Source organism: Xenorhabdus entomophaga, from assembly GCF_037996725.1.
In the GTDB taxonomy this organism is placed as follows: Bacteria; Pseudomonadota; Gammaproteobacteria; order Enterobacterales; family Enterobacteriaceae; genus Xenorhabdus; species Xenorhabdus khoisanae.
Genome location: NZ_JBBMXH010000242.1, coordinates 1 through 1,357 on the forward strand (window position 1 = coordinate 1; position 1,357 = coordinate 1,357).

The following is a 1,357-nucleotide window of genomic DNA, read 5'->3' on the forward strand; positions in this document are numbered from 1 at the left end:
AAATCTATGGTCACCCCCGTTTTTGCAACACTGATTTTGATGTCGGGTTGGCTTGCTTAAATCTATCCGGCGTCTCTATAGGCAAAGATGCCCGCGCCACGATGAGTTTCGCACCTGATGAACCTGAAAATGACTTCGGCCTCGATGAGCCATTCTTACGTTCAGATTCTTCATCAGGCCGATAGGCCGTTCATGTCATCAATAATCAGTCTTCGCAAAACCAGATGGGTAACTGTCTTTAACTGCTTTATCATTAACCTATTGAATCAGATTGACATCTATCAGATCCGATATTCATTTTGCTGAGTGGTGATTGCCCACGCGATCCGTGCCAGCTTGTTTGCCAGCGCACAGGCAACGACATTCGAATGCTTCTTACTCAGTTGTTCCCGAACCCACTCAGCCAGTCTGCCCTGTTGATGTTCCAGCCGCATCATGAATATGCGGGCGCACTGAACCAGTAACCTGCGCAGATTTTTGTTGCCTCGCTTGCTAATACCCAGCAGGGTGGTTTTTCCGCCTGTGCTGTATTGTCGGGGCACAAGCCCGGTCGCGGCAGCAAAATCCCGGCTGCCTGAAAATTGTTTACCGTCACCGAGCTGGGAGGAGAGCAAGCTGGCCGTGATGGGGCCAATCCCCGGGATTGTCATCAGACGTTGAGCCGTCTCGTCTGCTTCAATCGATTGGTGTAATTCGGCTTCTAACGATGTAATTTGCTCGACAAGATAAAGATAGTGGGTATGTAATCTCATCAGCAATCGGTTCAAATAAACGGGAATTTCGTGTTCCGCGAGTACGCGTGATAAGCGTTTAATGACCCCCTCGCCTTTTGGCAGGCTGATACCGAACTCCAGCAAAAAGGCCTGAATTTGGTTAGTCGTTTTGACCTTATCCCGGATGAGTGAGTCTCTGACACGGTGTAGCGCTCTCATGGCTTGTTGAGTCTCTGTTCTTGGCTGGACAAAACGCATTGATGGCCGTGATGCGGCTTCACATATCGCCTCTGCATCAACAAAATCATTTTTATTACTTTTGACAAACGGGCGCACAAATTGGGGAGAGATGAGTTTGGCTTCATGGCCTAAACCGCCAATCCGTCGCGCCATAAAATGAGCGCCAGCACAGGCTTCCATTACAACCGTTGAAGAGGGGCACGTTGCCAAAAACTGCATGAGCTTGGTACGCGTAAACTTTTTACGCAGAATGGCCTTGCCGGATTTGTCCTGGCAATGAATATGGAAAGAATGCTTACCGAGATCGATACCAATGAGTGTGACGTTTTGCATGATGGCCTCTCCAGAAAAAAATACCCTGTTAGAGTATCGTTCACAAGGTAGGGGGCGACCATCTCATTATG

General features: G+C 48.7%; 2 protein-coding genes. One reads left to right on the plus strand and one right to left on the minus strand.

What is annotated here, in order from left to right:
* Window positions 1–185: hypothetical protein (locus AAC854_RS22490; protein ID WP_340619036.1), on the plus strand; the 185-nt coding region annotated here is incomplete at its 5' end.
* A gap of 96 nt (window positions 186–281) precedes the next feature.
* On the opposite strand, the gene AAC854_RS22495 is transcribed toward AAC854_RS22490, so the two are convergent.
* Window positions 282–1,286: an IS110 family RNA-guided transposase gene (locus AAC854_RS22495; RefSeq protein WP_047964978.1), complete on the minus strand. Its 1,005-nt coding sequence runs from the start codon at window positions 1,284–1,286 to the stop codon at window positions 282–284.
* Window positions 1,287–1,357 lie beyond the last annotated feature (71 nt).

Excerpts from the sequence above, each read along its gene's own strand:
- AAC854_RS22495 (WP_047964978.1), bottom strand. The coding sequence starts at position 1,286 with ATGCAAAACGTCACACTCATTGGTATCGATCTCGGTAAGCATTCTTTC.